Annotated in this window: 24 protein-coding genes and 1 pseudogene; 12 read left to right on the top strand and 13 right to left on the bottom strand. The window is 49.6% G+C overall.

Annotated elements, in window-relative coordinates; genetic code table 11:
* Positions 1 to 96: 96 nt before the first annotated feature.
* The 3 genes and pseudogenes from FDX19_RS25400 to FDX19_RS04555 form a co-directional block, all read left to right on the top strand.
* Positions 97 to 702, top strand: a pseudogene (locus tag FDX19_RS25400) (carboxymuconolactone decarboxylase family protein); the annotation flags it as partial.
* Positions 703 to 759: 57 nt separating this feature from the next.
* A complete protein-coding gene (locus FDX19_RS25405; protein ID WP_249357525.1) occupies positions 760 to 1,167 on the top strand; it encodes a cupin domain-containing protein in 408 nt (135 codons plus the stop codon).
* A gap of 42 nt (positions 1,168 to 1,209) precedes the next feature.
* Positions 1,210 to 2,262, top strand: coding sequence for an NAD(P)-dependent alcohol dehydrogenase (locus FDX19_RS04555; RefSeq protein ID WP_137381758.1), 1,053 nt, complete (start codon positions 1,210 to 1,212; stop codon positions 2,260 to 2,262).
* Positions 2,263 to 2,300: 38 nt separating this feature from the next.
* Here FDX19_RS04555 and FDX19_RS04560 read toward each other — a convergent pair whose 3' ends face one another.
* The gene (locus tag FDX19_RS04560) at positions 2,301 to 3,332 is read right to left on the bottom strand and encodes a mechanosensitive ion channel family protein (protein WP_137381759.1); all 1,032 of its coding nucleotides are present in this window, start codon (positions 3,330 to 3,332) and stop codon (positions 2,301 to 2,303) included.
* Positions 3,333 to 3,577: 245 nt separating this feature from the next.
* On the opposite strand from FDX19_RS04560, the gene FDX19_RS04565 reads away from it, so the two are divergent.
* Positions 3,578 to 3,838: a DUF2534 family protein gene (locus tag FDX19_RS04565; protein WP_048211538.1), complete on the top strand. Its 261-nt coding sequence runs from the start codon at positions 3,578 to 3,580 to the stop codon at positions 3,836 to 3,838.
* Between the two features lie 48 nt (positions 3,839 to 3,886).
* Here FDX19_RS04565 and uspE read toward each other — a convergent pair whose 3' ends face one another.
* Positions 3,887 to 4,837: a universal stress protein UspE gene (gene uspE, locus FDX19_RS04570; protein ID WP_005126626.1), complete on the bottom strand. Its 951-nt coding sequence runs from the start codon at positions 4,835 to 4,837 to the stop codon at positions 3,887 to 3,889.
* Positions 4,838 to 5,011: 174 nt separating this feature from the next.
* Complete coding sequence (locus FDX19_RS04575; RefSeq protein WP_137381760.1) at positions 5,012 to 6,385, bottom strand: PLP-dependent aminotransferase family protein; 1,374 nt, start codon at positions 6,383 to 6,385, stop codon at positions 5,012 to 5,014.
* Between the two features lie 102 nt (positions 6,386 to 6,487).
* On the opposite strand from FDX19_RS04575, the gene FDX19_RS04580 reads away from it, so the two are divergent.
* Positions 6,488 to 7,249 (top strand): AzlC family ABC transporter permease, encoded by a 762-nt coding sequence (locus tag FDX19_RS04580; protein ID WP_161958606.1) that lies wholly within the window; start codon positions 6,488 to 6,490, stop codon positions 7,247 to 7,249.
* Positions 7,249 to 7,548: an AzlD family protein gene (locus FDX19_RS04585; RefSeq protein ID WP_137381761.1), complete on the top strand. Its 300-nt coding sequence runs from the start codon at positions 7,249 to 7,251 to the stop codon at positions 7,546 to 7,548. Before FDX19_RS04580 ends, FDX19_RS04585 begins: the two co-directional genes overlap by 1 nt.
* A gap of 261 nt (positions 7,549 to 7,809) precedes the next feature.
* On the opposite strand, the gene fnr is transcribed toward FDX19_RS04585, so the two are convergent.
* Together fnr and ogt are read right to left on the bottom strand one after the other, a co-directional pair.
* Complete coding sequence (gene fnr / locus FDX19_RS04590; protein WP_003020397.1) at positions 7,810 to 8,562, bottom strand: fumarate/nitrate reduction transcriptional regulator Fnr; 753 nt, start codon at positions 8,560 to 8,562, stop codon at positions 7,810 to 7,812.
* A gap of 194 nt (positions 8,563 to 8,756) precedes the next feature.
* Positions 8,757 to 9,272, bottom strand: a complete 516-nt coding sequence (gene ogt / locus FDX19_RS04595) for a methylated-DNA--[protein]-cysteine S-methyltransferase (protein ID WP_121584698.1) — start codon at positions 9,270 to 9,272, stop codon at positions 8,757 to 8,759.
* A 197-nt stretch (positions 9,273 to 9,469) separates the two neighbouring features.
* Between ogt and smrA the strand changes: the two genes are divergently transcribed.
* Positions 9,470 to 10,033, top strand: a complete 564-nt coding sequence (smrA, locus tag FDX19_RS04600; protein ID WP_137381762.1) for a DNA endonuclease SmrA — start codon at positions 9,470 to 9,472, stop codon at positions 10,031 to 10,033.
* Positions 10,034 to 10,045: 12 nt separating this feature from the next.
* Here the strand turns inward: smrA and FDX19_RS04605 are convergent, their stop codons facing one another.
* Both FDX19_RS04605 and FDX19_RS04610 read right to left on the bottom strand, forming a co-directional pair.
* Positions 10,046 to 11,278 (bottom strand): sensor domain-containing diguanylate cyclase, encoded by a 1,233-nt coding sequence (locus FDX19_RS04605; protein ID WP_137381763.1) that lies wholly within the window; start codon positions 11,276 to 11,278, stop codon positions 10,046 to 10,048.
* 67 nt (positions 11,279 to 11,345) lie between these two features.
* A complete protein-coding gene (locus tag FDX19_RS04610; protein WP_137381764.1) occupies positions 11,346 to 13,460 on the bottom strand; it encodes a bifunctional diguanylate cyclase/phosphodiesterase in 2,115 nt (704 codons plus the stop codon).
* Positions 13,461 to 13,871: 411 nt separating this feature from the next.
* Between FDX19_RS04610 and FDX19_RS04615 the strand changes: the two genes are divergently transcribed.
* The 4 genes from FDX19_RS04615 (at position 13,872) to dbpA (ending at position 18,039) form a co-directional block, all read left to right on the top strand.
* The gene (locus tag FDX19_RS04615) at positions 13,872 to 15,038 is read left to right on the top strand and encodes a methyl-accepting chemotaxis protein (RefSeq protein WP_249357521.1); all 1,167 of its coding nucleotides are present in this window, start codon (positions 13,872 to 13,874) and stop codon (positions 15,036 to 15,038) included.
* Positions 15,039 to 15,195: 157 nt separating this feature from the next.
* On the top strand, positions 15,196 to 16,179 hold the full coding sequence (gene zntB, locus FDX19_RS04620) for a zinc transporter ZntB (RefSeq protein ID WP_005126644.1): 984 nt from the start codon (positions 15,196 to 15,198) through the stop codon (positions 16,177 to 16,179).
* A 275-nt stretch (positions 16,180 to 16,454) separates the two neighbouring features.
* On the top strand, positions 16,455 to 16,637 hold the full coding sequence (locus FDX19_RS25620; protein ID WP_137381765.1) for a hypothetical protein: 183 nt from the start codon (positions 16,455 to 16,457) through the stop codon (positions 16,635 to 16,637).
* A gap of 28 nt (positions 16,638 to 16,665) precedes the next feature.
* Positions 16,666 to 18,039, top strand: coding sequence for an ATP-dependent RNA helicase DbpA (gene dbpA / locus FDX19_RS04630; RefSeq protein ID WP_137381766.1), 1,374 nt, complete (start codon positions 16,666 to 16,668; stop codon positions 18,037 to 18,039).
* Between the two features lie 77 nt (positions 18,040 to 18,116).
* On the opposite strand, the gene ttcA is transcribed toward dbpA, so the two are convergent.
* The 5 genes from ttcA to nifJ all read right to left on the bottom strand — a co-directional run bounded on the left by ttcA (position 18,117) and on the right by nifJ (position 25,177).
* Positions 18,117 to 19,052, bottom strand: a complete 936-nt coding sequence (ttcA, locus tag FDX19_RS04635; protein ID WP_048211549.1) for a tRNA 2-thiocytidine(32) synthetase TtcA — start codon at positions 19,050 to 19,052, stop codon at positions 18,117 to 18,119.
* Positions 19,053 to 19,250: 198 nt separating this feature from the next.
* Positions 19,251 to 19,685 carry a universal stress protein UspF gene (uspF, locus tag FDX19_RS04640; RefSeq protein ID WP_003833207.1) on the bottom strand — a complete coding sequence of 145 codons (435 nt, stop codon included), beginning with the start codon at positions 19,683 to 19,685 and terminating at the stop codon, positions 19,251 to 19,253.
* Positions 19,686 to 19,766: 81 nt separating this feature from the next.
* A complete protein-coding gene (locus tag FDX19_RS04645) occupies positions 19,767 to 19,979 on the bottom strand; it encodes a KTSC domain-containing protein (protein ID WP_016153189.1) in 213 nt (70 codons plus the stop codon).
* Between the two features lie 152 nt (positions 19,980 to 20,131).
* Entirely contained in the window at positions 20,132 to 21,283 is a 1,152-nt protein-coding gene (ompC, locus tag FDX19_RS04650) for a porin OmpC (protein WP_137381767.1), read from the bottom strand.
* 369 nt (positions 21,284 to 21,652) lie between these two features.
* Positions 21,653 to 25,177, bottom strand: coding sequence for a pyruvate:ferredoxin (flavodoxin) oxidoreductase (gene nifJ / locus FDX19_RS04655; protein ID WP_137381768.1), 3,525 nt, complete (start codon positions 25,175 to 25,177; stop codon positions 21,653 to 21,655).
* A 274-nt stretch (positions 25,178 to 25,451) separates the two neighbouring features.
* Between nifJ and FDX19_RS04665 the strand changes: the two genes are divergently transcribed.
* Positions 25,452 to 25,718, top strand: coding sequence for a DUF333 domain-containing protein (locus FDX19_RS04665; RefSeq protein WP_003020360.1), 267 nt, complete (start codon positions 25,452 to 25,454; stop codon positions 25,716 to 25,718).
* A gap of 13 nt (positions 25,719 to 25,731) precedes the next feature.
* Here the strand turns inward: FDX19_RS04665 and hslJ are convergent, their stop codons facing one another.
* Positions 25,732 to 26,151 carry a heat shock protein HslJ gene (gene hslJ, locus FDX19_RS04670; protein WP_048211553.1) on the bottom strand — a complete coding sequence of 140 codons (420 nt, stop codon included), beginning with the start codon at positions 26,149 to 26,151 and terminating at the stop codon, positions 25,732 to 25,734.
* Positions 26,152 to 26,261: the final 110 nt, after the last annotated feature.

Consider the following 26,261-nt stretch of genomic DNA (forward strand, 5'->3'; position numbering starts at 1 on the left):
TATTTAACCCTCTAATCGTCGATACGCTGAGCCTCTATAATTTTAGCGTTTTCAGCATTCGGCGGCAGAGACTGTCGCCTCCCCGGAGAATCGAACATGTCAAATCATTTGAATGTCAAACAGCAGGCAGTCGTCCCCATTGCAGCCTTCACGGCCACAGGACAGCCAGATAAGCTGGAGGCAGCGCTTAATGCAGGGTTAGATGCAGGACTAACCCTGAATGAAGTGAAAGAGATTTTACAGCAGCTTTACGCATACTGTGGTTTTCCCCGCAGTCTGAATGGCCTGTCGTGCCTGATGTCGGTAGTGGAAGACCGCAAAGAAAAAGGGATTGTGGATCCAGAAGGGAAATCCGCTACGCCGCAACCTGCTGACTGGAACAGCCTGCTGGCGGGAAGCCAAACGCAAACCCAACTGGTTGGACAGCCGGTTAGCGGCCCGTTATTTGATTTTGCCCCTGCCATTGATACCTGGCTTAAAGCACATCTGTTTGGCGATATTTTTCAGCGTGATGTGCTGGACTGGCCGACCCGTGAACTGGCAACCGTCTCTGCGTTAGCCGTACTGGGCGGCGCGAACAGCCAACTGAAAAGTCACTTTGCTATCAGCCTGAATGTTGGGTTCCGCCCTGAGCAACTTATCGAGTTTATTACGCTACTTGAGCAGCACTGTGGTGCTGAGATTGCGGAAAATGCCCGTGCAGTTCTTGATGAATGTATTTCAGGAACACAGTCAGCTAAAACCCCTACGGGAGTCATGATGAACGAACAATTTGATGGCAACAGCGTCTTTCCCCGGGGAGAGAAAAATGAAGCCTATGCGAAGTACTTCACTGGAACCAGCTATCTGACCATGCTTTCAATGGAAGGTGTGGTGATTGGTAACGTGGCATTTGAACCTGGCTGCCGTAATTTTTGGCACATTCATCATCAGGGCGGTCAAATTCTGCTGGTGACTGGCGGCAGAGGCTGGTATCAGGCGTGGAATCAACCCGCGCGAGAACTGAAAACGGGTGATGTGGTTCATATTCCGGCGGGAATGAAACACTGGCACGGTGCTGCGCGTGATAGCTGGTTTGCTCATATTGCGGTGGAAATCCCGGCTGCAGGCGCATCGAATGAATGGCTGGAGCCGGTCGCTGACGCCGAGTACAACCTGTTGCCCTGAGCTATGCTGGTTGAGGTGCACGTTATCCCTGAGGAGATCTAAATGGTCATGAACGTGAAGGGTTATGCCGCGTTGGCGGTGAAAGAAGATCTGGTCCCGCACAGTTTTGTTCGTCGGGATCCGCGTGAAGATGATGTCGTTATTGAAATATTATTCAGTGGGGTGTGTCACTCCGACATCCACAGTGCCTACAATGACTGGGGCGGCGCTACGTATCCGATGGTTCCCGGCCACGAAATAATAGGGCGAGTAGTCCATGTCGGGAAATCGGTAACAAAATTCGCGGTCGGCGATCTTGCCGGCGTGGGGTGTATGGTTGATTCATGCCAGCACTGTAGCGCCTGCGAACAGGGTCTTGAGCAATATTGCGAAGAGGGGAACACCCTTACGTATAACGATACTGACCGTCATGATGGACTGCCTACTTTCGGCGGCTATTCTGACAAGATTGTCGTGACCGAGAAGTTCGTCGTGAAGGTGCCGGAAGGAATCGACTTACGTGGTGCTGCACCGTTGTTGTGCGCCGGTATCACCACATGGTCGCCGTTGCGTCACTGGCAGGTTGGGCAGGGGAGTAAAGTCGCTGTTGTTGGGTTGGGTGGACTGGGTCACATGGCGATCAAGCTTGCTAAAGCATTGGGGGCTGATGTTACGTTGTTCACGCGGTCGCCAGGCAAAGAAGCTGATGCCAGACGCTTGGGAGCCAGTCATGTTGTGCTTTCAACAGACAGCGAGCAGATGAAAGCCGCGGCGAATCAGTTTGACCTGATTATTGATACCGTTCCATACGTGCATGATCTGAACCCATATATTCCAACGCTGGCGCTTAGCGGAACGTTGGTGCTGGTGGGGTATCTGGGGCCGTTGGATCCGTTCCTGAACACGGTTCCGCTGATCCTCGGTAGAAGAGCCGTTGCGGGTTCGGTGATTGGGGGGATTGCGGAAACTCAGGAGATGATGGATTTCTGCGGTCAGCATGGCATTACGGCCGATGTTGAGGTTATCAATATTCAGGATATTAATACCGCATGGCAACGGATGTTGAAAAGCGATGTGAAATACCGCTTTGTCATTGATATCGCGTCACTGAAATAAATGCAACCAAGACGCGGATATCCGCGTCTTGGTTTTGGTTAGTGGGCAGAAGGTTGTGCCTCGGCGTTATCCATATACAACGTCTGACTGGGGAACGCAAAGTCAGCTCCGTTTTCCTGAACTATTGTAATAATTTTCAAGTACACATCTTGTTGTACAGCAAGCCATTCCTGCCACACGGTGGTTTTCGTGAAGCAATACACCATGATATTCAGTGATGAATCGGCAAACTCATTAAAATAGACCAGCAGGGTTTGCTTTTGATCTATTCCGGGATGACTTTGCAGCATTTTTCTGACCGACTCGACAACTGCGCCAATTTTATCTGCATCTTCATAACGTAACCCGATCACCGTTTTGATTCGTCGATTACTCATCCGCCCCGGGTTTTCTACACTGATGGAAGAGAAAATTGAGTTCGGCACATATAACGGACGGTGGTCGAAGGTGTTTATTTTGGTCATTCTCCAGCCGATTTCCGTCACTGTACCTTCGATATTTCGGTCCGGAGAGCGGATCCAGTCACCGATGCTAAACGGTCTGTCGAAGTAGAGCATAATGCCAGAGAAAAAATTACTCAGGATATCTTTACCTGCCATACCGACAGCGATACCGCCGATGCCGCCGAACGTTAACAGCCCTGACAGGCTCATGCCGAAATGCTCACCGTACAGCAAGATGATAGCGACGACGATGGTAATCTTAATGATGCGCGACATGATCCGCGCACTGGTGATATCTCTGCCCTTGGTAATCTGCGTTTTTTCAAACTGGTTGATGACCAGAAAGAGTTTTATCGTCAGGATCAACGCAATCAACGAGGTACAGATAAAGTCGACCACGCTTGGGGAAATAAATTTCAGCTTATAGCTATCGATGACGTTATTGGCAATAGTGCCAAACGTACCAATGATAATGGCATAAACAAAAAACTGTGCTGCATGGAATATAAATCCTTTGCAGTGTTTTTCACTACGATGAAACCAGACGCTCATCAGGACTAACGCTGCACAGCTGCAGAGAATTACCGTTAAATTAAACGCATTATTTATAAACAGTTCAGCGATCATGATTCTCCCAGGTTACTCCGTGTTAGCTAAATATCATCTGACATCCTTCATCAGCGGATATTTTACCCAGTTCAGGCTGTCAGATCATTCATCAAAAGGAGAGAGAAATAATACAATCAGCGTTATTTTCAGGCGAATAGTGCGCATGTCAAGTCTGAGTGTGGCGTATGTAGCAGACAGTGAGTTGATGTCATGGTATTGTTGCTGCAAAGTAACACGGTTTTCATCTGCAAAAGGACGATATTATGATCATGGCTAAGCTGAAGACAGCGAAGGGACGGAAGTTTCTGTTATGTCTGCTTGGGGTATTTATTATTGCGGCATCGGTTGTGACGCGCGCGACGATTGGTGGCGTCATTGAACAGTATGACATTCCGCTTTCCGACTGGACAGCCTCGATGTATGCCATTCAATCCGCAATGATTTGCGTCTACAGTATGGTTTTTACTATTTTGCTGGCTATTCCGCTCGGTATCTATTTCCTCGGAGGCGAGGAGAAGCACTAAGTACATGTCATGCCGGATGACATCGCCATCCGGCATTGTGCTGCAGGATTAATCGTCTTCTTCGTCGTCCAGTTCAACCGGGGTCTGGTACTGATCCGGTTTGATAACCAGCAGGTCGCAACGCAGATGGTCGATAACCTGTTCTGCGGTATTCCCCAGAAACGCAGCTGATATGCCGGTGCGCCCAACGGTGCCGAGTACCACGATACCCGCCTGTAAATGCTCAGCTAAATCCGGGATGACCTCTTCAGGCAATCCTTTTTCAACGTGTGTAACTTTTTCATCAATACTGAATTTTTGGCGTAATGCCTTCATGGCCAGCAGATGCTGTCCACGGATGGCGTCGTTGTACACGCTGGGATCAAATTCAGGTAGCTCAATCGCAATGTTGATAGGCGTTACAGGATAGGCGCCCACCAGGTGTACTTCGGTATGGTTAACCTGTTCTGCAAGCTGCAACGTTTCTTTGACCAGTTTTTCGTTGAGTGCATTGTGATAGGCCTCTTCACTGGCGAGATTCACCGCCACCAGCGCTTTACCACCTTCCGGCCACGGCTGATCTTTGACCATCCACACCGGGCTTGGACATTTACGCAATAAATGCCAGTCGGTTGGTGTGAAAATAACGGCTTCAAGGCGGTCGTGCTGGTGTGCCATTTTGAGCACCAGGTCATGCTTAGCGCTGATCACTTCCTGAATGATGGCTTCGAAGGGACGGTTGTGCCAGACCACTTTAATATCAAGCGGGATCCCTGCTTCGATATAGTATTTCGCTTGTTCACGTATCCATGCTGTTCGCTGGCTGATGACCCCCTGACGCATTGCCGTACGCTCGTCCGGCGACAGCAGGGTGGTCATTTCGTAGGAAAAGTCATAGATCGGCAAAAAGGCTTTAATTTTGCCACCAATCCGTTGATGCAAATAAACAGCTCGCCGTAATGCTGGTTGATCGTCCTGGTTTGGATCGATGACTACCAGCATGTTTTGATACATAGCCATACAGGGTCTCCTTACAACTGTCACCGCAGTTTGTATTTAAAAGAGTAACCCAATAATGTGGATTGAAACAGGGGAGAACCTCTTGCCAGATCAATAAACTGGGGAAATCTCCAGCTTTTCCCCACATCCCGCTCAATTTAAACCATTTTTCGTTGTTTCTATTGTGCTCGTGCGTTACACGGGAAAGGTTTGGGCGCGTGGACGTTTCAACTGCCCGGCAATCTCTTTTAGTGTTAAGAGTGCCCGGTGAAGTTGTTCGATCTCCGGCCCACCAATGCACAGTCGGATACCTGACTGCTCGGATAACGGATTGACTTCTGTTGATGCGGGTGAGGTAACTTTGATCCCTGCCGCTAAGGCTGCTTCATAGAATGGCTGTACGCTTTCGCGAGCCAGTGGCAACCAGAGGTGAAAACTGGGATGCCCGGAGCGATAAAGATGCTCACCCAAAATAGAAAAGGCTAATTCATAGCGGCGAACTGTTTCGTGTTCTATCGCAGAGGTTACGGTTTCCGCAGTACCATCAAGTAACCATTGCTCCATGATCGCGCAACTTATCGGGGAAACCATCATTGCCGTTGCTCTGAGCATGGATTCAGCGCGGGAATATAGCTGTTCAGGTAGCAGAAGCCCGCCGATGCGTAGTGTGGGATTCAGTATTTTAGATAAGCTATTAACATACAAAGTGATATCTGGTGCTAGTCGGGCAATTTGTGGGAGTTCAATATTACGGGTGAGTCGATAGACATCATCTTCGATAATAAATAATGCGTTTGCGCGGCAAACGCGTATCAGGTCTTTTCGCCGGGCAAGACTCATTATGCGTGTTGAAGGGCTTTGTAGCAGGGGAGTGACATACACCGCACTGCGTTTATCATCGCTGGCATCCAGCATTTTCTCCAATACTGAAACATCCATCCCTTCGTCATCCATCGGAATGCCAACCAGTTTCAGTTTTAACAGCCGTGAAAGTTGGATCAGTCCGGAATACGTTTGCGCCTCCACATAAAGTGTCCCAAAAGGTTCGCATACCGTCGATAACGCCACTGAAAGCGCATGTTGCGCTCCGCTGGTAATAATGAGTTGGCGATAATCAGTGGGCATGCCCAGCCTGTTGAACCAGCGAGCCATCAGGCGGCGGTGTTCGTCATGACCGGCTGCTGGCGCGTAGGTGTTGAACATATCCATATCCGGACGGCGAGCGATCGCTGAAAGTGTCGCGCTGAGTGAACGCGAGCTTAGCGCAGCCGGGGGCGTATTTTGTGACAAATCGATGACGGTCTGACCACGCGAATTTGCCAGTGCCACAAACATCCCGCTTCCTTTCACACTTCTGACAAGTCCACGCTTCTCAAGGATCCCATAGGCTTTCGTTACGGTGCCAAGCCCGATACCCAATGTGTCCGCTAAATTACGGTGGGCTGGTAAGCGGGCGCCATGCTGAAGCGATCCTGAAAGGATATCTTCGGCCAGGGCCTCAACTAATTGTTCTGTTGGAGATGTTGCATTGCTGGACAGTCTCGGCTGCCAGGGAGAACGCTCGCGCATCGGATCACCATAAGTGTAATGTGACACTATTTATATTTACTAATAGTGTCACGCATTCTATTCTGACGCCAGTATCAAAATGGGTCAAAACAGGCATCGGGTATGAGTGTGAAAAGTATGAGTGAAAGTATAGATGGCGCAGGATCTGCAGATGATCCGACAGCTTTTGATAGTATTAGAAAAGACGTTGTCCGTGGTTTAAAAGACGGTTTTCCCGTTTTACTTGGCGTGATCCCTTTTGCGCTGGTTTTGGGGGCTCAGGCCAGCCATAAAGGACTCAGTGGTTTAGCTGTTCCGCTAATGACGGGATTAAATTTCGCTGGTGGCTCTGAATTTGCAGCAATACAAATCTGGACGTCACCTCCCCATATTTTTCTTATTATGGCAGTCACATTCCTGGTTAATAGCAGACATATTCTGATGGGCGCAACTCTTGTTCCGCTGTTGATGCGTTTTCCTAAGCGTAAAGTTTTACCTGCACTTTTTTTTATGACTGATGAAAGTTGGGCGTTAAGTTATAGTGATGCACATAAAAGAAGCATTAATAATGTTCCTCATTTTAGCATGCCTTATTATTTAGCTGCTTCTTTTTCTTTTTATATTATGTGGGTAGGTTGTACCACGTTAGGTGCGTTAATCGGTCCCGTGCTTGGCGATGTTCATCGTTACGGTTTTGATATGGCGTTTCCCGCCGTATTCCTTGTGCTTGTCAGGGGTATGTGGAGCGGCTTTCGCAAAGCGATACCGTGGTTTGCCAGCCTGATTGTTGCGGTTGCGGTTTATCATTACGTCCCCGGTGTCTGGTATGTCATGGCAGGTCCGTTGGTGGGATTAGTGGTTGCCTGGTTGCAGGGAGATAAATAATGCCAGACCAGCAAACGCTGTTCGCCATCCTCCTGATGGCTCTGACCACCTATGCGACACGTATTGCGTCGTACATGATATTGCGCAACCGGGCGTTATCCCCCAGATCGATGGCGGTTCTTAAATCATCTCCAGGATGCGTCATGCTGGCCTTTATTGCACCTTATTTTGCGTCCGGAAACCCTGCCGATCTTATCGCATTAGGTTTAACACTGATCGCCGCATTACGTTTTCCTATGCCTGTCACCGTTGCTATTGGTGTGCTGACTGCTGCTCTCCTGCGTCATTATCTCGGCTGATAATATTGGATTATTTACAGAAGTAAACGTCTGACCATGGAATGGTCTGGTTATTTAATTGGATCACCTCAGAGGTTTTTTATGCAACCAGGCAGTAAAGAGTGTTTAACCGTAGTTATTGCGACAGCACTAATGATGGGGATGTTTATATTGAGTACGCTTATAGCATTTATATTTTAATTAAATCAGAACAGAAATGCCTTCTGCCAAACTATTAAATTGGGGTAATTTAGCAATTTGACAGAAGGTTAACTGAGAAGGTTACGCAACGTTACGCGTGTGGCCAGCAAGGACGGCCAGCGCGTCGCTATTCTCAATAGTGATATATTTGCCTTTCACCGCCAGCATACCGCTTTTCTGGAAGCGACCCAGCAGGCGGCTGATGGTTTCAACCGTCAGGCCGAGGTAATTCCCGATATCGCCACGGGTCATCGTCAGACGGAATTCGCGCGGAGAGAAGCCTCGCTGGGCAAAACGGCGGGACAGATTGTAGATGAAGGCCGCCAGGCGCTCTTCAGCATTCTTCTTCGACAGCAGCAGGATCATGTCCTGGTCGCCTTTGATTTCGCCACTCATCAGACGCATCATCTGCTGACGCAGGTTCGGCATTTTACCGGACAGGTCATCCAGGGTTTCGAAAGGAATTTCGCATACCATTGACGTTTCCAGCGCCTGGGCAAAGCTTGGGTGATGACCGCTGCCAATTGCGTCAAAACCAACCAGGTCACCCGCTAAGTGGAAACCGGTGATTTGCTCATCGCCTTGTTCGGTAATGGTATAGCTTTTTATCGTTCCGGAACGGATAGCATAGAGTGACTTAAGCTCGTCACCTGCTTTAAAGAGCGTTTGCCCCTTTTGGATAGGCTTTTTGCGCTCGATAATGTTATCGAGCTGGTCAAGCTCATGCTCGTTAAGTGTGAACGGGATGCAAAGCTGGCTGATGCTGCAATCCTGGCAATGGATAGCACAACCGCCAGACTGAATGCGCCGTATAATTCGCTTTTCCGGGATCATAGGTCTGCTCAAGCCGTAATTGATATTTGTCAATTTTAACATCTTTTTGGTGAGCACGTAAGCCTGAGCTACTCCCAATAGAGAATAATTCAGGCATAAGCGAGTTGAATGTTTGTATCTATATGATTAACCGCACTTTATTTGTGGGTGCATTGTGTGGAAGTGTGATGAATAAGGCATTAATTGCCTGGATTCTAGAGTAACAGATAGCCTTCATGGCGCAATAACCACTCTTTTCGCTGCACACCACCCGCATATCCAGTCATTGTGCCATTCCGTCCAATCACGCGGTGGCATGGGACGACGATGCTGACAGGATTGGAACCATTAGCCGCGCCAACGGCTCTGGCGGCACCGGGGCGCCCCAGCTGTTCAGCCAGTTGTCCATAATGCATGACCTGCCCGCAGGGGATAGTACGCAACGCTTTCCAGACCTCGCGTTGGAAAGGGGTTCCCGCGGTTGCGGTTTCAAGCGTGTCTATAATGCTGAGATTTCCCGCAAAATACTCTGCCAGCTTATCGCTTAACCCTCCGGGGTTTTTGGCAGCAATACGCTGATAGCCCTCAGAACGATAATGAATATCCAGCAATTGCTCCATACGATCGCGATGTTGATCCCATTCAACCGCACGCAGGCGAAATTGCTCATCACAAATTACCCACAACGGGCCAAGGGGCGTTGCAATGGTGTCTTCAAGTAAGTTCAGCATCCGTTTCTCTCATTACTGGCGGGGTTACACATTATCATGTCAATGATAGTCGCAGCTATACCCCCAAAAACGGATCTTAACTTGTGGGGGTAAGGGAATGTCGAACGGTGCGTTATTGGAAATAACCGTAAACCGTTGTCGGTATAATAGTGCGCGGTTATGATAATGACCGTCGCATAATCGCTGGAGGATGAAACATGAACCTTGATGAAGCATCGCTGTTTCTTGACGCCATGGGGGATGTTCAACCACTGAAGGGATGCGCCGATGTTCACTGGCAGCCAACGCGTAATCTTCGCGCCCCGGCACGTATTGATACGCTGCAGTTGGATAACTTTCTCTCGACAGGTTTTTTGGATATCGTCCCGCTGAGCGTTCCACTGGCGTTTCGTCGCGAAGGGCTACAGCATGGCGTGACTGACAAGCTGCGAACCGGGAAATATCCGCAACAAGCAAGCCTTAATCTTGTGCGACAGCCCGTTGAAACCTGCCGCCAGATGCTATTTAGTTTTGTTTTACAGGCGCAGCAGGATGGGTTGCGCAATGTCCTGGTGATTCACGGCAAGGGGCGTGATGATAACTCCCATGCCAACATCGTTCGTAGCTACGTCGCGCGTTGGTTAACGGAGTTTGATGATGTGCAGGCTTTCTGCGCCGCCCTGCCGCATCATGGCGGCAGCGGGGCATGTTATGTGGCGTTACGTAAAACGGCGCAGGCGAAACAGGAGAACTGGGAACGCCACGCTAAACGTAGTCGCTAGACAGGGCAGTCATCAGGCAGCCAGCACTCTGTTTCTGCCTTCATTTTTGGCTTTGTACAATGCGTCGTCCACGCGCTTAAATAACTCATCAATGCTTTCATTGGCTTCGTGTCGCGCCACACCAATACTGACGGTAAAGCGGGGAAGGCCAGGGAGGCTTACCTTGGCTACCGTCGCGCGTATGACTTCAGCGAGATTAAGGGCTGCCTCTAAAGACGTTCGTGGCAAAAGCAGTACAAACTCTTCTCCCCCCCAACGAAAAACCAGATCGTCTTTTCTTGCACAGGATTCCAGGGTGCGTGCCAGCGCGCAAAGTACATCATCCCCTTTTAAATGCCCGAAAAGATCGTTAATGCTTTTAAACCGATCGGTGTCGATTAGCAGCAAACTGTAATCCTGCGTTAACGATGTTGCGTGTGTCTGCTCTGGCTCAGTGATCTGATAAAAATGCCGCCGGTTGAGTAACCCGGTTAACGCGTCATGCAAGGCGGCGCGTTCCAGTTCCAGTTCCAGACGTTTTTGCTCGGTAATATCGTGAACAATGCACAGCATCAGCTTATTGCCGTAGATTTCGATAGGACCAGCATAGGTTTGTACGTGACGGGTGCTTCCGTCGGCAAGTCTGTGGACAAAATGTAAGGGCTTATGGCCACCAGGCAGATGCGCAATTTTATGCATTACCGGCAATATATGGCGCCCCAGCATATTGATTTCCCAGGTATGCTTCTGACACATCACGTCATGATCATAGCCATAGAAATTCAGGGCACTGAGGTTTGCATCCACAATCAATCCGTCGCGTGACGGATCGATGAGCAACATTGGTGCTGAGTTAGTCTGGAAAAAACGGGCATAGAATCCTTGTTTTTTCCGCTGATAGGTGGCAGAGCGGCTGGCTTTCAGACCTTGCGCTGTCGGTGTTTCAATGCCTTCATAGAGGATAACATCACCTACATCCTGAAGCGTCCTGATGGACAAACGACAGGCCAGCGCGATTTCTTCGCTTTCGCGGTAAACCGTGAGGATCTCCACAATGTCATGATGATTGCGCAAATCGCTGAGATACATAGGTAAATCATTTTGTGCGTGCGTGGAGAATGTGCCTTTTCTGAGAGGGGGGAAACACGGGGCCTGCATCAGTTCCCGTGCAACGGTATTGGCGAACACCAGTTCTTCGGTATGTGGCGAAACGATCCAGACCGGAATGGTTAATAAATCCAGTGAATGCAGCTCGTTTATGCTCATCGATAATCCCGTTATCTTCATATGCTGTGTTGCCGGTTTATTGGCGAATTTTTTTAATTATGTAATCTCACAATGTTATTGATTGTCGGTGAGACAAGGGTTGTACCGTTGGTTTTACTGTTGTGGCGTTTTCCGTTTGTATCAATTCATAGATTTTATGTGCTGGCAGCGGTTTCGCATACAGGAAGCCTTGCAGCACACCGCAGCCCATCTGGGTTAACAGTGTTTCCTGCTCCTGGGTCTCTATCCCCTCCGCCACAACGCACATATTCATAGAGTGCGCTATGTCAATAATAGTAGACACGATTTTTGTATTTTTGCTGTTCTCACTAATATCTTTGACAAATATTCTGTCTATTTTTAATTCTCGCGCCGGAAGTGATTTCAGCATCAATATATTTGAATAACCGGTGCCAAAATCATCAATAGAAACGGTGATCCCCAAATCGGCAAATGCGTTCAGGACTTCCACGCTGCGTTTTAAATTTTTAAGTGCCGTACTTTCAGTCAGTTCCAGCGTGAGATGTGCTGGTGAAAGCTGATATTGCGTCAGGGCGTTGCAGACTATATCGACAATATCAGGTTGTTCAAACTGGGCGGGTGACAGATTAACGGCAAGGGTCCACTGCGTGTAGCCTTGTGACTTCCATTGATATAACTGGCGGCATGCCTGCTGGAGAACCCAGGTGCCGACAGGAATAATCAGGCCTGTTTCTTCAAGTGCGGGCAGGAATTCAGCCGGCAGCAGAATGCCGCGTTCAGGATGATGCCAGCGTAGCAACGCCTCAAAACCTGTCAGAGAGTGATCCCCGGCGGTGTATTTAGGTTGATACCATAATTCGAATTGATTCCGCTCAAGTGCTTGTGACAGTTCCTGCAGGAACGTTGGCGGCGTATCGGCGATAGCCTCCATCTCTGGGGTATAAATCGCCCAGCCGTTTCTGCCAGCCTGTTTGACATGATACATCGCAGTATCGGCTTTTACTTTTAGCTCATGTAACGTTGAGCCGTGTTCGGGATAAAGACTGCTTCCCGCGCTTAACGAAACACGAATGGTATGTCCAAACAGTGTAAAAGATTCTTTGACGGCGCTGGCAATGTGGGTCATCAGCGCCGAAATGGCTTCCCGGTTGCTGTTTGGCACCAGCAGGATAAATTCATCGCCGCCCAGCCTCGCCAGCGTCATGGTGTCATCAAGGCAGCTGTATATGCGTTTTGTGCTGGCGATAAGCAACTGATCGCCAATGTGATGGCCCCAGGTGTCGTTTACGATTTTGAATCGATCAAGGTCGATAAAGACCAGGGCGAAGTGTTGTTGATGCAGTTTGGAATGACGCAGGCAGGTCTGTAAGCAGGCGTCTATTTGCGTGCGATTGGCAAGGCCGGTCAGCGCATCGAAGTGGACCTGGTGCTCAAGCTGGCAGTTCAGTTGATGCAGATTATCGGCCAGTCTTGAGGTACGTAGCTGAGAATCCACCATCGAAATAACCAGCATAATACCCAGAATCACCAGCGTGACGGCGCAGACCCAGATAGAGAGTTCCAGTGTGCTCAGTCCATCATGCGCAGTGTGTCCGAAATGAGTGAAGGTGGCCGCCCCCATCCCGGTGTAATGCATTGAGGCAATCGCCAGTGCCATTACCAGAGCGGCAATAAGTCGGTTTATTAATGCGCGTCGGGTATTTTGCCGCAAATGAAAAGCTAACCACAGGCCGATCCCTGACGCGATAATGGCAATGACCACGGAAAGTAAAATGAGTGAGAACTGCCAGCGGATAGCAACATGTTCAACGATAGCGACCATGCCAACGTAGTGCATGGCCACAACACCGGTGCTTAATAGGCTTGTTGCAACAATAAGCCGCCTGGTCGAAAGCGTTTGACCTGATATTGCAATATTGATGGCAAGCGTCGCGGAAATGAGTGCGATCAAAAAAGAAAATGCCGTGAGCGAAAAGTGATAATTAATCGGCATACTCATTTTCATGGCCAGCATGCCAATAAAATGCATCGACCAGATCCCCATCCCCAGCGTTGCCCCGCCAGATAAACGCCAGAAAGTCGATTCCCGACGACTGGAGATCGCCACTTTCCCTGCGCTATCGAGGGCAATAAACGAAGCAATGAATGCGACAACAAAGGAAATCCCAATCAGTACAGGGTCCCACGACACGTGCAACATCTTACTACCCATCGATAAAAAACCGTGATGATAAATCTAGCAGATTCTGTCCAGTTAACCTGGTAAAACCCGGCGCGTTCTTATTTTCCTGTCAGCAGTATTAGTCTGAGCCGCTATAACGGTGGAATATGTGATGTTCGCTTATGAAAACATTCACCATATTTATGGTTTGGTGTATTTTTGCTCGCATCATGCACTGGGTGACAATAGTCTGGCTACTGGCGTGAATGCCAGCTTATGCGGGATAAACAACCAGACTAATGTAAACTGGTAGTGTGATAGTGTGCTTTAAGTGAAAAGGCGACATGCTCTCATTGAAAATGGAACTTTCGGTATCGCGGAATGGCAATCTGCATTGCAGGTGCTATAAAAAATAATACTCCGCGTTATTCTTTGGCTGGTGGGATTAAAATGTTAAATAATATAAGCGTCAGAACGTTTATTATTTTATTTCTGGTATGTACCGTAGTGGCCCTCAATGTCGTAGAGGTAATATTATCTGCAGGGTTTGATGTCATTATTGGCACTGATGTAGTTTGTACTATTTCACTATTATATTTATGGTGGTATATGACAAAATATCTCGTCGTGCCGATTAATACGGTAAAAGAAAGCATTGAAGAGGTGACCGCAGGGAATCTGGCGATGAGTATTCCTGAGTTCGGTAATAACTGTGCAGGCAGACTTATTCCGGGAATTAACAGTCTGGCGAGTAATATTTCTACGTTAGTCAGTGAGATCAGAACCTCTTCGCGGACCGTGATGACGCTTTCCGAACAGCTCGCAGAGCGTAGCGCCGAATTGTCAGTAAAAACGGAACAGCAGTCTGGCGCGTTAATGCAAACAGCTGCAAATATGGATGAGATAGCGGTTAGTACGCGCAATAATGCAGATAATACGCAAATGGCGAGCGCCCAGGCAAATATTGCGACACAATCGGCTCGCCAGGGGGGCGATTTAATGGTGCAGGTCGCCACCAATATGCGCTCGATCACCGACTGTGCTCAGCAGATGACTGAAATTATCGCGTTAATCGATGGTATTGCATTCCAGACGAATATTCTGGCATTGAATGCGGCGGTTGAGGCGGCGAGAGCCGGCGAACATGGCAAAGGTTTTTCTGTCGTTGCAGGTGAAGTGAGAATATTGGCACACCGTAGCGCAGAAGCGGCAAAAAGCATTAAACGGCTTATCGATGAAACGCATTACAATGTCCAGCAGGGGGCGGCGGTTGTACGTGAAGCCGAAAAGAACATGCAGGATATTGTGGGGGGGGCAGGGCAGCTAAATCAACTGATGGCGGAGATATTAACAACCACACGGGAACAGGAAAACGGGATCACCAGAATTACCCAGGCTCTGACCGAACTGGAAAACGTGACGCAAAGTAATGTCAGCATGGTCGATGAGTTATCTGATTCGTCCGGCATCCTGAAAACTCAGGTGAATGATCTTCTGTCACGTACACATAAATTTCGCTTAAGTAAAAATATGTCTGTCGAAACAACCACGATCTTGCATCGGGATCCCCCTGTTTCCGGACTACGTCAACGGGTTAAATACGGTTCTTCATTTTAAGATTCAACATCTGCTCGCCACAGCGCCGAACCCGTCGGCGCTTTTTATTTTCCTGAACACTTTTATGAATCATTTCAGCATAATGGGACAATGCGATATTGCTTAACATATACTGAAGACTAGACTAACGAAAAGTTTGAATGTTTATGGAGGCGCTGTGGAAGCCATTAAGGGAACCGAAGTTAATGTGCCGGATGCCGTGTTTGCCTGGCTGCTGGATGGTCGCGGTGGCGTGAAACCGCTGGAAGACAACGATGTTATCGACAGTGCGCATCCGTGCTGGCTGCATCTTAATTACACCCATTCTGATAGCGCGCAATGGCTGGCGACAACGCCTCTGCTTCCTAATAATGTGCGTGATGCGTTGGCGGGAGAAAGTACTCGCCCACGCGTAAGCCGGGTCGGGGAAGGGACGCTGATTACGTTACGCTGTATTAATGGCAGCACCGACGAACGCCCTGACCAACTTGTCGCCATGCGCTTATATATGGATGAACGCCTGATTGTCTCAACGCGTCAGCGTAAAGTGCTGGCACTGGATGATGTGGTGAGTGACTTGCAGGAAGGGACGGGACCGTCTGACTGTGGTAGCTGGCTTGTGGATGTTTGTGATGCCTTAACCGATCATGCCAGTGAGTTTATCGAACAATTGCATGACAAAATTATCGATCTGGAAGACAACCTGCTGGACCAGCAGATCCCACCTCGCGGTTTTCTGGCATTACTGCGCAAGCAACTGATAGTCATGCGGCGTTATATGGCCCCTCAGCGCGATGCTTATGCGCGCCTGGCGAGTGAACGTTTACCGTGGATGACTGACGATCACCGACGTCGGATGCAGGATATCGCCGACAGGTTGGGAAGAGGGCTGGATGAGATCGATGCGTGCATCGCCCGGACGGGCATTATGGCGGATGAAATTGCTCAGGTTATGCAGGAATCTCTGGCGCGAAGAACCTATACCATGTCGTTGATGGCAATGGTTTTTCTGCCCAGTACATTTTTAACCGGCCTGTTTGGCGTCAATCTCGGGGGGATTCCCGGTGGCGGCTGGCAGTTTGGTTTTTCACTATTCTGTATTCTGTTAGTTGTCCTGATTGGTGGTGTTACTTTATGGTTGCATCGTAGTAAATGGTTGTAACAACTACGTTTTTTAGCGACTTTCGTGAGTGAAAACGGCGAAGTTTTTGAGCGAGGTCAATAAACCATCTACCTATTCGGGGCAATATCTCTCTCGCAGGTGAATGCAACGTCAAGCGATGGGCGTTGCGCTCCATATTGTCTTACTTCCTTTTTTGAATTACTGCATAGCACAATTGATTCGTACGACGCCGACTTAGATTAGTCGGCTTTTTTTTGCCTGCAGGAAACCAGCGTCTACCCTAAAAGGGTCAGTCTGACTCACTGGAGGGTAATATGACCTGCTTATTCGCCCCGTTGCAGTTGCAACGCCCCCATTCCGATACTGTCCCCACCGACCCGGTTCCGATTCCCGATCCAATACCTCGTCCGCAACCTATGCCGGACCCGTCGCCGGATGAAGAGCCGATTAAATTGTCGCATCACGGGCGCAGATCTGCGAGGATACGCGCCTGCTGAATGTGAGTTTTTACCGCGAGATTAAATTGTGACCGCTTTTTCAACCCTGAATGTTTTGCCTGCCGCCCAACTCGAGAATCTTAATGAGCTGGGTTATCTTGAAATGACGCCTGTTCAGGCCGCTGCCTTGCCGGCAATCCTGGCAGGAAAAGATGTTCGCGTGCAGGCAAAAACCGGCAGTGGCAAAACGGCCGCGTTTGGTCTTGGCCTGTTACAACACATTGATGCTGCACTGTTTCAGACTCAGTCGCTGGTACTGTGCCCAACCCGCGAACTGGCTGACCAGGTTGCCGGTGAATTGCGTCGTTTGGCGCGTTTTCTGCCAAATACCAAAATTTTAACGCTGTGCGGTGGCCAGCCCTTTGGCGCTCAGCGTGATTCTCTGCAACATGCCCCACATATTATTGTTGCCACGCCGGGACGTTTACTCGACCACCTGCAAAAAGGCACCGTCTCCCTTGATGCGTTGAATACGCTGGTGATGGATGAAGCCGATCGGATGCTGGATATGGGATTTAGTGATGCCATTGATGATGTGATCCGCTTTGCGCCAGCGTCACGTCAGACATTGCTGTTTTCCGCAACCTGGCCGGAAGCGATTGCCGCGATCAGTGGTCGCGTACAGAATAATCCGTTAACGATTGAGATTGATACGGTCGATGCGTTGCCAGCGATTGAACAACAATTCTTTGAAATCTCCTCACACGGCAAAATTCCGCTGTTGCAAAAATTGCTTAGTCAGCATCAGCCGGCATCATGTGTGGTTTTCTGTAACACCAAAAAAGATTGTCAGGCCGTTTGTGATGCACTGAACGCAGCAGGGCAAAGCGCATTATCGCTTCACGGCGATCTTGAGCAACGCGATCGGGACCAGACGCTGGTACGTTTTGCCAACGGCAGTGTTCGTGTGCTGGTTGCCACCGATGTAGCGGCGCGTGGGCTGGATATTAAATCGCTCGAGCTGGTGGTTAACTTTGAACTGGCATGGGATGCGGAAGTTCATGTGCACCGTATTGGACGTACTGCCCGTGCGGGTAACAGTGGCCTGGCGATTAGCTTCTGTGCGCCGGAAGAAGCGCAACGTGCCAATATTCTGTCCGAGATGCTGCAACTGAAGCTGAACTGGCTACCCGCACCGGGTAATGGCTCAATTCTGCCGCTGGAGGCCGAGATGGTGACGCTGTGCATCGATGGCGGTAAAAAGGCCAAAATGCGTCCCGGCGATGTTCTCGGTGCACTGACCGGCGATATTGGTCTGGATGGCGCCGACATCGGCAAAATTGCCGTTCATCCGGCGCATGTCTACGTGGCCGTTCGCCAGTCTGTGGCACATAAAGCGTGGAAGCAGCTGCAGAATGGTAAGATCAAAGGCAAGAACTGCCGGGTTCGTTTATTAAAATAAATGCCCGTAGGCGTGCCTGATGGCGCTCCGCTTATCAGGCCTACAGCGCTTGTGCACGTTGTAGGCCTGACAGAGGTTTACTTCACTTCCACCACGTTCAGACGCAACTCATCTAACTGGTTTTCATCTTCTTCCGGCTGCCAGCCTGCTGGTTGCAGTGGGATCTCTTCACGATCGAATGCCAGATCACCGCCATCTACCACTTCTGAACCGTGCTTGATGCCTTTAAAATCGAACAGATTAATATCGCTCAGGTGAGAAGGCACCACATTCTGCATCGCACTGAACATCGTTTCAATACGACCTGGATAGCGTTTGTCCCAGTCACGCAGCATATCCGCGATCACCTGACGCTGCAGGTTAGGCTGTGAACCACACAGGTTGCACGGAATAATCGGGAAACCTTTCGCTTCAGAGAAACGCTCGATATCTTTTTCGCGGCAATAGGCCAGCGGACGGATCACAATATGCTTACCATCATCGCTCATCAGCTTCGGCGGCATACCTTTCATTTTTCCGCCGTAGAACATGTTTAAAAACAGCGTTTGCAGGATGTCGTCGCGATGGTGCCCCAGCGCAATTTTGGTGGCGCCTAATTCGGTTGCTGTACGGTACAAAATGCCGCGGCGCAGACGGGAACAGAGAGAGCAGGTCGTTTTGCCTTCAGGAATTTTATCTTTGACGATCCCGTAGGTGTTTTCTTCGACAATTTTATACTCAACACCCAGTTGTTCCAGATACTCCGGCAGGATGTGCTCCGGGAAGCCCGGTTGTTTTTGATCCAGATTTACGGCGACCAAAGAGAAACTGATCGGGGCACTTTGCTGCAAATTCCGCAGGATTTCCAGCATGGTGTAGCTATCTTTCCCACCGGAAAGACACACCATAATGCGATCGCCGTCTTCGATCATATTGAAATCGGCAATAGCTTCACCCACGTTACGACGCAGGCGTTTCTGTAATTTGTTCAGGTTGTATTGTTCTTTCTTGCTAATATCTTGATTTTGCGACATTTAATAGAGGCTCAATTCGTAGTGTGGCATCAGAAAAGTATGCATCACGCCGGATAGTCCGGCAAAAAAAGTCTGATATAAAAACTGTGGCGTGTATGGTACGGATAAGCGGGAAAAATGTCAGCACATTTAGGTCAGGAATCGCGGGGTAAAAGAGGGAGAAACAAAAAGCCCGCAACGGTGTGCGGGCCAGACAGCTTAGCGAACCACCAGAACTGAACACTCCGCGTGACGCACCACGGCTGCGGCGTTAGAGCCCAGTAGATAAGTGGTGATGTCCGGTCGGTGTGAGGCAATAATGACCATATCTGCCGGTAATTTTTTCGCGATCTCCAGGATTTTATCTTTTGGCGCACCTTCAGCAACGTGAACATGCACTCTGTCCGTTGGGATATTGAACTTCTTGATAATCTCTTCCAGTTGAGATTTAGCTTCGGCTTTCAGATCGTCCATGGCCGGTAACTCTGCCGAGTAGGCCAGTCCCAAAGAAGCGTAATAGGGCAGTGACGGAATAACGGTCAGAAAATGCACCTGCGCATCGTCAATTTTTGCCTCTGCTTCAACATGGGCAATAACGCGTTGAGTTAATTCTGAGTCTGAAATATCGATGGGTACAAGAATCGTTCTGTTCATAAAACCTCCTGTTTAAGTATCCACGTAAAGCTTACCGCGTAATGGCACTTTATGTACAATGACAAAGATCACATTTTGGCATCACTTTATTTTGATTTCAGGAAATTTCCCTTTTATAACGCCATCATAAAATCGACCTTTAGAGACTACGCTCAGGAAATCTCGAAAAATACGCGCGGGGACATGTTGGTATTGCAGCGTAGACAATTGATGAAAGCGAATTTCAAGTGTGCGAGAGGATTCGTCATAGCCGACGGATGCAATACGGGATGATTTAACGGGGTGATGATTCATTGCAGGTATCCTCTACTACAGGTGTTAATGCAAGATATCATCTATCAAAGGTGTGTTTTAACGCAACAGATATAACGTTTTGATCTGGATAAAACAGAATTGCTATTAATGAAAGGATAGCCCGCTGTTGCCAGCGGGCTGACAGAGACAGATTAGAACTGGTAAACCATACCCAGTGCTACAGTGTCATCGGTAGAGATGTCGTTCTGGGTGTAGAAGCTGTCGTCTTCGTCCAGCAGGTTGATTTTGTAATCAACATAGGTGGAGAAGTTTTTGTTGAAGAAGTAAGTCGCACCTATAGAAGCATATTTCACCAGATCTTTGTCTGTGCTGGTTCCTGCTGGGCTTGCTACAGTACCTGGCATGGTCAGATCCTTACCTTTAGACATCAGGAAAGACACTTCCGGACGCAGACCAAAGTCGAACTGGTACTGTGCAGTGACTTCGAAGTTCTGAGTTTTGTTGGCAATAGTATTGTCGTAACCGTCTGAGCCGCCATACGGGGTCATATTGCGGGTTTCAGAGTACATGGTTGCCAGATAGATGTTGTTCGCGTCGTATTTCAGACCGGCAGTCCACGCGTCAGCTTTATCGCCACCTGCGGTAGAATGGTTTACCTGCTCGTTGGTACGATCGGAAGAGGTATATGCTGCACCGAAGCTTACGCCCATACCCAGATCGTAGGTAGAGGAGATACCGAAGCCGTCACCGTTGGAGTTCTTCACATTACGGTCACCACTATTATTGGTGCCTTCCTGCCCGTTTTGACTTTCGTTCGCGCCCTGATACTGCAGCGCAACGTTCAGACCGTCAACCAGACCGAAGAAGTCAGTGTTACGGTAGGTCGCTACGCCGTTAGCACGACCGGTCATGAAGTTATCAGCCTTGGTATAGGAGTCTCCACCGAATTCTGGCAGCATATCGGTCCAGCCTTCTACGTCGTACAGTACACCGTAGTTACGACCGTAGTCGAATGAACCGTAGTCGCCAACTTTAATACCGGCGAAGGCCAGACGAGTCCAGGAATCACCTTTATCGCCGCTTTCAGTACCGTTAGCCTGAACCTGATATTCCCACTGGCCATAACCGGTGATCATATCGTTAACCTGAGTTTCACCTTTGAAGCCCATACGCATATAAGTCTGATCGCCATCGCTGTTGGCGTCGTCGGAGAAGTAATGCAGGCCGTCTACTTTACCGTAGAGATCCAACTTGTTGCCATCTTTATTATAAACTTCAGCAGCGTGAGCAGCGCCAGCAGCTAACAGTGCAGGAATTACGAGTGCCAATACTTTTCTGTTCATTGAAATAATCCTTTAGTTTTTTTATTAACCTGTGACTACCCGTGTAGGGAGTAAAAGCATGCTAAAGGAGAAGTTCCGTAAAGAGATAAATATGAATTGTTACGTCTTAAGTAAAACCTTAAATAAATAATTCCGCTGAAATGGTGATAATTATCATGAATGTTTTGTTGTGAACATATATAAAATAAAAATTATACAAGGGGATTTTATTGCGTTACTCTGCGCAGGTTATATGCCTTTATTGTCACGATTTAATTTATTTTCGTTGGTGTGTTGGCAGGCATGCTCACTACCCAGCGAATAAATTGACAAGCCCGAACAATTGTTCGGGCTTTTTTTTGACTCCAGGTTAATACCTAACTGAGCGTATTAATCAGTACTGCTTTTTTCTGTTTTTCCTGCCAATTGTGCCAGGAAATCGTAGCGTTTTTGCAAATCAGCCGTCGCGTCTTTCCACAGTTGCTCCGCAACCTCGGGTTGTTGAGCATTCAGGCGGCGGAATCGCTGCTCGTTAAGCAATGTTTCAGCCAGCGCGTCTGACGGTGGGCGAGAGTCCAGCGCCAGCGGCAGTTTACCTTCGTCTGCACGACGCGGGTCAAAGCGGTATAGCGGCCAGAATCCGGTTGCGGTGAGCTGACGCATCTGATCGTGGCTCAACGCGAGATCGTAGCCATGTTCTTCGCAAGGGCTGTACGCAATAATCAGTGACGGGCCCGGATAAGACTCCGCTTCCTGAATCGCTTTCACCGTCTGGTTTAGCTGTGCGCCCAACGAGATCTGCGCCACGTATACATGACCGTACATCATCATACTGACACCAAGATCTTTGCGGGCTTTGCGTTTACCATGCTCGCCGAATTTAGTCACGGCACCGAGCGGCGTGGCTTTTGACGCTTGCCCGCCAGTGTTGGAGTAACACTGGGTATCCAGTACCAGAATGTTAACGTTCTCTGTCAGGCTTAAAACATGGTCCAGACCACCAAAGCCTATGTCATAGGCCCAGCCATCACCACCAATCAGCCAAATGGATTTTTCCACCAGCGCATCGGCGTCGGTCAGCAACTGCTGTGCGTCTTCGACACCCTGCAGATGCTGGCGCAACGCTGCAACTTGCTCACGACGGACTTCTGGTGTTGCCTCCGCGTGCAGGGCGTCATTCAGCTCAGCCGGGATTTTATCGGCAAACTGTTCCAGTAAACGCATGACGCGCACACGATGCTGATCTACCGTCAGACGGAAGCCCAAACCAAACTCGGCGTTATCTTCAAACAGTGAGTTCGCCCACGCCGGCCCACGGCCATTAGCATCGGTGGTATACGGCGTTGAGGGCAGGTTACCGCCATAAATTGATGAACAGCCAGTGGCGTTGGCGATCAGCATACGATCGCCGTACAGCTGCGTAAGGAGTTTGATATACGGCGTTTCACCGCAACCGGAACAGGCTCCGGAATATTCAAACAGCGGGGTAATCAGCTGAGACGTTCGGATATCAATACGTTCCAGCTTGCTGCGATCGATCTCCGGCAGATTGAGGAAGAAGTCATAATTCACTTTTTCTTCTTCAACGTGTTCAAGGCGAGACATCATATTGATGGCCTTGATCTCAGGATTCTGGCGATCTTTCGCAGGGCACACTTCGACGCACAGATTACAGCCGGTGCAATCTTCAGGTGCAACCTGCAGTACGTACTTCTGACCGCGCATATCGCGTGATTTCACATCCAACGAATGCAGGCTGGCAGGGGCGCTTTCCATCGCTTCTGGTGAGACCACTTTGGCACGGATGGCCGAGTGCGGACAGGCGGCAACGCAATGGTTACACTGGGTACACAATTCTTCTTTCCAGATAGGGATTTCTTCGGCGATATTGCGTTTTTCCCAGCGCGTGGTTCCCATCGGCCAGGTACCGTCCGGTGGTAACGCTGAAACGGGCAGGGCATCGCCGAGACCTGCGAGCATTGCTGCTGTCACGGTTTTTACAAAATCAGGCGCGGCATCAGAAACGACCGGCGGACGGTTGGCGCTGTGCGGATCAACCGGTTGCAGTGCCACCTCGGCGACGGATTCACGTGCCAGCGCCAGCGCCTGCCAGTTACGTTCAACCAGATCCTGACCTTTACTGCTATAGCTTTTGGCTATGGCGCCCTGCAATTCAGCCAGGGCGCTGTCACCGGGTAAGATTTGCGTCAGATGGAAAAACGCCATTTGCATGACGGTGTTAATACGCGCGGCCAGACCGCACTCACGTGCGATTTTGGCCGCATTAATCACATAGAAACGGGCTTTCTTCTGATTCAGAACCGCCTGAACTTCCTGTGGCAGGCGAGTCCAGACTTCATCCACGCTATACGGCGTATTGAGCAGGAAAATACCGCCAGGCTTCAGACGCTCGGCCATTTGATATTTATCGATAAACTGCAACTGATGGCAGCCGACAAAATCAGCCTGCGATACCAGATACGCCGAACGGATAGGCTTCTCACTGACGCGCAGATGAGAAACGGTCAGGCCACCTGCTTTTTTCGAATCATAGACGAAATAACCCTGCGCGTACCACGGCGTGGAGTTACCGATAATCTTGATATTATTTTTGGTGGCCGATACGCTGCCGTCGCTGCCCAGACCATAGAACAGCGCTTCGAGCTTGGCGGTACCGGGCAGGGTGTTTTCTGGCAGAGGCAGCGACAAATTGGTGACGTCGTCATAAATACCGACCGTAAAACGCGATTTGGGCTTAGCGCTGCTCAGTTCATTAAATACCGCCATCACGCAGTCCGGGCCAAACTCTTTAGAAGAAAGCCCGTAACGCCCGCCAATGACGCGCGGTAATGTTTCCCGCTCGCCGCAGTTAAAGGCTTCTGCCAACGCGGTCATTACATCCAGATACAACGGTTCAGCCTGGGCGCCAGGCTCTTTGGTGCGATCCAGAACGGCAACGCTACGCGCCGTTTCTGGTAATGCCTGCAGTAAATGTCTGGCGGAGAAGGGGCGGAACAGCCGAACTTTCAGGACGCCAACTTTCTCTCCACGAGCAAGTAACTCTTCGACGACTTCTTCGCAGGTACCAATCGCGGAACCCATCAAGATAATGACACGCTCTGCCTGTGGATGACCGTAATACTCAAATGGCTGGTACTGACGACCCGTCGCCGTGGCGAAATCGTTCATCGCCTGTTCTACGTGATCGTAAACCGCGTTGTACCATGGGTTCGTCGCTTCGCGTGACTGGAAGTAAGTGTCCGGGTTGGCAGACGTCCCGCGAATAACCGGATGCTCTGGATTAAGCGCACGAGCCCGATGCGCATCAATTTCAGCTTGCGGCATCAGGCTGAGGATCGTGTCATCGGCCAGCGGCACAATTTTATTGATTTCATGCGATGTGCGGAACCCATCAAAGAAATGAATAAAAGGGACGCGGCTTTTCAGCGTGGCGATTTGTGAAATCAGCGCGAAATCCTGTGCTTCCTGGACGCTGCTGGCGCAGAGCATGGCGCAGCCTGTCTGGCGCACGGCCATTACGTCGGAATGGTCGCCGAAGATAGACAGCGCATGAGTAGCAATGGTACGCGCGGCAACGTGCAACACAAATGGCGTCAACTGACCAGCCAGTTTGTACAGCGTTGGGATCATCAAAAGTAGACCCTGCGATGAGGTAAACGACGTTGAGAGCGCACCGGTCTGCAATGCGCCGTGAACGGTCGCGATTGCGCCGCCTTCTGACTGCATTTCTACGACGCGAGGGGTATCTCCCCAGACGTTTTTAAGCCCGTTCCCGGCCCAGGCGTCTGCCTGTTCCGCCATCGTCGAGCTCGGCGTAATCGGGTAGATGGCGATAACCTCGCTGGTACGAAAGGCAACCGAAGCAACCGCACCATTACCGTCAATTGTTTGCATACTGACACCCTTACATTGCGCAAAAAGAGGGACACGCGTAACAGTAGCGAGTCCTGTAATTATTCTTTTATTTTAGCAAAAGGCTTTCAGGCACATTTTCGCTTTTGTGTCCCTGGAATAAACAGAATGAATGGTTTGATCAAAGGAGTAGCCAAAAAATTGCCAGAAAATGTAAACAGCACGCATAAATGCGCATTTTGCCTCTCGACGGCAGTGTTTCCGCTGCCTATTATTTATGGCTGTGTCGTTTGGTTAATATTCAGAGGGGAGTAAGATGCGCGCAGCGTTTTGGGTAGGGTGTGCCGCGTTATTATTATCGGCTTGCAGTAGTGAACCTGTTCAGCAGGCAACGGCCGCACACGTTGCACCGGGCATGAAGGCTGCAATGTCCAGTTCCGGAGAAGCCAACTGTGCCATGATTGGCGGTTCGCTATCCGTTGCTCGTCAACTGGATGGTTCTGCCATCGGGATGTGTGCATTACCCAACGGCAAACGCTGTAGCGAGCAGTCGCTTGCCGCCGGAAGCTGTGGGAATTATTGAGCCACTGCTTTTACTACATTAAATCCGCCAGTTTAAACGTCAACGTTTGTTCTGCCGTAGCCAGTGTTAACTGGTCAGCAGTCAGATCGACCTGTGCGCCTTGCTTAAACATCTCGCTGACGATGCCGTCGAGCGCGTTAAGCTGTGGATCGGCGCACATCATGCGCGTCATTGCCATGTCTTTCACTTTTAATTCACCGTCGGACAGCTTGCCCTGACCGTGGAACTGATTACACATTTTTCCCGACACCGTCATATTTTCACCGAAACTTAATTCAGGTGGGTTATTGGCGACGGTTACCGGCTTGCCATTGACGCTCTGTAAAACAAAACGGTGGTGCTGTAACTGTTCGCGATTGACGGAAATTTTTCCATTGCTCACACAGCCAGCCATAAGCATGCTGAGCGCAATCAGCGTGACAATTTTCTTCATTAACTTTCTCTACGTTCGTGACGGGATCACATTCATGATAATAATGATATCGCCAGATTTATCATCGGGGATTATCTGAAAGTGCTCCCCTGAGGGCAGGGGAGCGGAAT

The organism is Citrobacter sp. wls619, from assembly GCF_005281345.1.
In the GTDB taxonomy this organism is placed as follows: Bacteria; Pseudomonadota; Gammaproteobacteria; order Enterobacterales; family Enterobacteriaceae; genus Citrobacter.